The organism is Aeromonas sp. HMWF017 (assembly GCF_003061465.1).
Taxonomy (GTDB): Bacteria; Pseudomonadota; Gammaproteobacteria; order Enterobacterales; family Aeromonadaceae; genus Aeromonas; species Aeromonas veronii.
Window position 1 is genome coordinate 22,197 of the sequence record NZ_QAJD01000104.1, and the last position, 4,031, is coordinate 26,227.

At 58.0% G+C, this 4,031-nt stretch carries 8 protein-coding genes; 6 read left to right on the forward strand and 2 right to left on the reverse strand.

Annotated features, from left to right (window positions below):
- From DBR30_RS22020 to DBR30_RS10175, 4 genes are all read left to right on the forward strand, one after another.
- A partial coding sequence (locus DBR30_RS22020) for a zinc-binding dehydrogenase (protein WP_258224384.1) occupies positions 1–515 on the forward strand: 515 nt, incomplete at its 5' end.
- A 74-nt stretch (positions 516–589) separates the two neighbouring features.
- Complete coding sequence (locus DBR30_RS22025; RefSeq protein ID WP_005339521.1) at positions 590–715, forward strand: hypothetical protein; 126 nt, start codon at positions 590–592, stop codon at positions 713–715.
- A 137-nt stretch (positions 716–852) separates the two neighbouring features.
- The gene (locus DBR30_RS10170) at positions 853–1,185 is read left to right on the forward strand and encodes a DUF2799 domain-containing protein (RefSeq protein WP_181363536.1); all 333 of its coding nucleotides are present in this window, start codon (positions 853–855) and stop codon (positions 1,183–1,185) included.
- Positions 1,182–1,520, forward strand: coding sequence for a hypothetical protein (locus DBR30_RS10175; protein ID WP_064339007.1), 339 nt, complete (start codon positions 1,182–1,184; stop codon positions 1,518–1,520). The genes DBR30_RS10170 and DBR30_RS10175 overlap by 4 nt, the downstream gene beginning before the upstream one ends.
- A gap of 35 nt (positions 1,521–1,555) precedes the next feature.
- Here the strand turns inward: DBR30_RS10175 and DBR30_RS10180 are convergent, their stop codons facing one another.
- Both DBR30_RS10180 and DBR30_RS10185 read right to left on the reverse strand, forming a co-directional pair.
- Entirely contained in the window at positions 1,556–1,720 is a 165-nt protein-coding gene (locus tag DBR30_RS10180) for a hypothetical protein (protein WP_005339525.1), read from the reverse strand.
- A 112-nt stretch (positions 1,721–1,832) separates the two neighbouring features.
- Complete coding sequence (locus DBR30_RS10185; protein WP_042657797.1) at positions 1,833–2,273, reverse strand: flagellar basal body-associated FliL family protein; 441 nt, start codon at positions 2,271–2,273, stop codon at positions 1,833–1,835.
- A gap of 145 nt (positions 2,274–2,418) precedes the next feature.
- Here DBR30_RS10185 and DBR30_RS10190 point away from each other — a divergent pair, with 145 nt between their 5' ends.
- On the forward strand, positions 2,419–2,955 hold the full coding sequence (locus DBR30_RS10190; protein WP_108588332.1) for a chorismate--pyruvate lyase family protein: 537 nt from the start codon (positions 2,419–2,421) through the stop codon (positions 2,953–2,955).
- A complete protein-coding gene (gene ubiA, locus DBR30_RS10195) occupies positions 2,952–3,821 on the forward strand; it encodes a 4-hydroxybenzoate octaprenyltransferase (protein WP_108588333.1) in 870 nt (289 codons plus the stop codon). The genes DBR30_RS10190 and ubiA overlap by 4 nt, the downstream gene beginning before the upstream one ends.
- Positions 3,822–4,031 lie beyond the last annotated feature (210 nt).

Sequence of the window (4,031 nt, forward strand, 5' to 3'; positions counted from 1 at the left end):
CGGCAGGCGGTGTGGGCTCCACCTCGGTTGCCCTGCTGGCGGCCCTTGGCTATCAGGTGGCGGCGCTGACCGGTCGTCCGGAAGAGCAGGGCGCCCTGCTGACCGCACTGGGTGCCAGCCGTATCGTGCCGCGCAGCGAACTGCTGGTGCCCGCCAAACCGCTGGAGAAGCAGCTGTGGGCCGGTGCCATCGATACCGTTGGCAGTCAGATGCTGGCCAAGTTGCTGGCCCAGATGAACTATGGCGGCGCCGTGGCAGCCTGTGGGTTGGCGGGTGGTTTCGATCTGCCGACCAGTGTGATGCCTTTTATCCTGCGCAATGTGCGACTGCAGGGGGTCGATTCGGTGATGTGCCCATTTGAACGTCGTCAACTGGCGTGGCAGCGACTGGCACGGGATCTTCCTGCCAGCTTCTTTGAACAGGCGGTCACCGAGATTGGGTTGGAGCAGGTAGTGGAGGCCGCCGAGGCCATCACGCAAGGCCAGATCGCCGGTCGCACCCTGGTCAAACTTTGAACTCTCTCTAACTGGCGAGCCCGACAATTCCGGATAAAATTGGAGTGCGGGTGAACTATCCAAGGAGAGTGAAGATGGGTGGACACAAGCCGGATTACGACTCCTCTGATGATGATTGGGAGCCGGATTCCTGGGAAGAAGAGCTGGATCAGTGGGAAGATGAAAGCTGGCAGGATGATGACACTTTCGATGACCAGTGAACCACGGCATTGAACGAACAGGCGGGCTTTGGGCCCGCCTGATTTTTTTGCCGCGCTCACATGGTTGAGCGTTCGTCCTTGGTCAGGGGCGGGCCGCTGGGTAGAATGAACTGTCCAAATGACGCTCAAGGATGACTATGCGACTCACCATCATATTGTTGGCTGCCCTGCTGGGTGGCTGTGTCTCCAACGATGATCCCTGCGAGAAGGTATGGAGTGAGGTGGGGGAGGCGGATGGCAAGCTGGGCTTCACCACCGAGCGGATCGAGTTCCATCAGGGCCAGTGTGGCAAGAAGGTGGATGCCGAACTGTGGAAGCAGGGACATCAGAAGGGATTGGCATGGTATTGCCGCCCCGAGCATCTCTATCTGGCTGGCCGTTCCGGCGAGGAGTATCGGGGCGTTTGCCCGAATGATATCCAGGCGCGCAGATTGTTCGAACAGGGGCGTCAGGGGTGGACCGATCAATGATATTTGAGATTGGGGAGAATATCGCTATCTCTATCAGTGACGTGATCTCATTGGTTGCGGGATTCATCGCTGTTGTGGCGGTATGGTATGCGCGGAAATCAGCTAAAGAGGCAGAGCGAGCCAATAATATGGGACGCCTGAATGCTTTGTTGTCTTTTCGAGCTCACTATCTCGAACTGATGCAGAATCAAGCACAAATGGCCGAAGTACTCCGCCAAAGTCCCAGTGGGATGGAAGCTGTCTGGGCAAGACAGGTAGACCTAGACTCGAAATTACGTCAGGTGACCACCGAGCTTGAGCAGTACTACGCCAGACTTGTAAAGGATGAAATCTAGCAAGGTCCTCTTTGAACGGCGGTTAGAGTGGAAAATTACTCTTCTTTCAAACGCAGCGGTTGGCAGAGGTAACCCTTGTCATTGGCACTGCGGGCACACTTGCTGCAGACAAACTTGGGTTTGCGGACTATCTTGCGCAACGCCTTGAGATCGGTGGGGATCTCGTGACGGCGCCATTCACACAGGGTTTTGCTGCCCATAACGACTACCTCTACGACTTGACGGTCGTATTGTAATCGATTTTCATTTCGAATAAACCGGCAAAGCTCGCTTATTGGCCGATATGCCAATAAGCGATTGTTTCGGGAGGGATTACTGGTAGAGGAACTTGGTGAAGATAAGCTCGCGCACCGCTTTCTTGCCAGTCTCTTTCACCAGCAGTTCGTTGACCTTGGTCTCGCACTCCTTGCGCAACTCTTCGCGGCTGACCAAGGACTTGATCTGCTCGGCGCTCTTGCTGCCCATCAGGCGGATGATGGTATCGCGGATCAGCGGGTCATGCTGCTCCAGCAGCTTGAGATCGGCCTCGTTCTCCGCCATCAGCTCTACCGTGACCCGGATATAGCCGAGGGTTTTGCCATCGCTCAGATAGTTGGTGATGATGTCGGGATCGAGCGCGTGGTAGGAGAAGCCCGGTTTGGCGGCCGCGGCCGCTTCTTCTCCCTCTGCGGGCGGCTCTTCTTCGGATGAGGCCTGCACATGCAGCGCACCACAGCTCAGTAACAACACCAGCAGAATTTTGAAGATCTTCATATAGATGGCTCATCAGCAAGAGATAACCCATTTTTGATGTTGCCATCGGGGCCGTCAAGCACGGATGTTCTTACATTTCGCTATTGATTTACGGATAATAAACCGGATTTTAACCTGAACACGGAAATCTCTGGATGGTGAAGCTGTGAAGTCCGAGTTGACTGTTCCCCTCACGCCGTTAAGCGGGTGGCTGGCCCCCGAATGTTTTGAATTGCCCGCCAGCTTGCGCCCCTGGCTGCTGGAGCCCGGCTCCATGACCCGGCGGCTGCGTCAGCACAATCGCCACTTTTCGGTGGAGTGGCTGGGCAATCACCCGGTCGCCCTTACTGCCGATGAGCAGTGGCTGGTGGATTCGGCCTCGCCGGCCGGTACCTGCCGCGAGGTGATCCTGCACGGGGATCGTGGGCCCGCCGTGCTGGGCTGGACCCTGTTTGCCGATGACGCATTGCAAGGGAGCGGCATTGCCGAGCTTGGCGAGCAGCCGCTGGGTGAGCGGGTATTTGGCCATGAGCCTGCCCGCCGCGATCATCTGCAGCTGGCCCGTTTCGATATTGCCGCCAATCCCCGTTGCCCGGCCGCCACTGTCTGGGGGCGTCGTTCCCGTCTGTTTCTGGGGCAGTGGCCACTGCTGGTGCACGAGCTGTTTCTGCCCTCTCTCGTCTGTGACAAGGAGCTGGAGTGAATCTGTTAACCAAGGAGCGGGGACTTGCCTACATGCAGTTGGCCCGCGTCGACAAACCCATAGGCACTCTGCTGCTGCTGTGGCCAACCCTGTGGGCGCTCTGGCTGGCCGCCGGTGGCATGCCCAATCTCTGGGTGCTGACCGTATTTGTGGTCGGGGTCTTTCTGATGCGCTCGGCCGGGTGCGTCATCAACGACTATGCGGATCGCAACTTCGATGGCCACGTCAAACGCACCGCTAGTCGCCCCTTGCCCACGGGCAGAGTCAAACCGTGGGAGGTGCTGGCGCTCTTCTTCGTGCTGGCGCTTATCTCGTTTGCGCTGGTGCTGACCATGAATCCGCTCACCATCGGTCTGTCGTTTGTCGGCCTGCTGCTGGCGGTGAGCTACCCCTTCATGAAGCGCTTTATCTCGAACCCTCAGCTGGTGCTCGGGATGGCCTTCTCCTGGTCGATCCCGATGGCCTATGCGGCGCAGGCGGATGCCCTGCCGCTGGTGGCCTGGCTGCTCTTCTTCGCCAACCTGCTCTGGACGGTGGCTTACGACACCCAGTACGCCATGGTGGATCGGGATGACGATCTCAAGCTCGGCCTTAAATCCAGCGCCATCCTGTTTGGCCGTTATGACAAGCGGATCATCGGCGTACTGCAACTCTCGACGCTGCTGCTGTTGCTGGCGGTCGGGCAGCTGATGACGCTGGGGGGCTGGTATTACTGGGGATTGCTGGGGGCGGCGGTGCTGTTTGTCTATCAGCAGCAGCTCATTCGCGAGCGGCAACGGGAAGCCTGTTTCCAGGCGTTTCTCAACAACAACTATGTGGGGGCGCTGGTGTTTGCCGGTCTGGTGCTCGATTACCTGCTGGCGTGACTTATCCCGCACAAATCCTGATAAAAAAGAAGGCCGCATGATGCGGCCTTCTTTGTTTGCGTTGCAGATTAGAGCTGGTTGCCCGCCTGAATGGTACGGCGGATCTTGTTGCTCAACAGCGGCACTATGTTGTCGGCCAGCGCCTGGAAGCGACCGAGATCCGGCTTGCACTCGGGGGAGAGGTAACCCTCTTTGCGCAAGGTGTGGATC

What these genes read in the sequence shown, in the direction of transcription:
- DBR30_RS10185 (WP_042657797.1), bottom strand. Translation starts at nt 2,273, where the DNA reads ATGAAGATCTTCAAAATTCTGCTGGTGTTGTTACTGAGCTGTGGTGCG.
- DBR30_RS22025 (WP_005339521.1), top strand. Translation starts at nt 590, where the DNA reads ATGGGTGGACACAAGCCGGATTACGACTCCTCTGATGATGATTGGGAG.
- DBR30_RS10175 (WP_064339007.1), top strand. Translation starts at nt 1,182, where the DNA reads ATGATATTTGAGATTGGGGAGAATATCGCTATCTCTATCAGTGACGTG.
- DBR30_RS10170 (WP_181363536.1), top strand. Translation starts at nt 853, where the DNA reads ATGCGACTCACCATCATATTGTTGGCTGCCCTGCTGGGTGGCTGTGTC.
- DBR30_RS10180 (WP_005339525.1), bottom strand. Translation starts at nt 1,720, where the DNA reads ATGGGCAGCAAAACCCTGTGTGAATGGCGCCGTCACGAGATCCCCACC.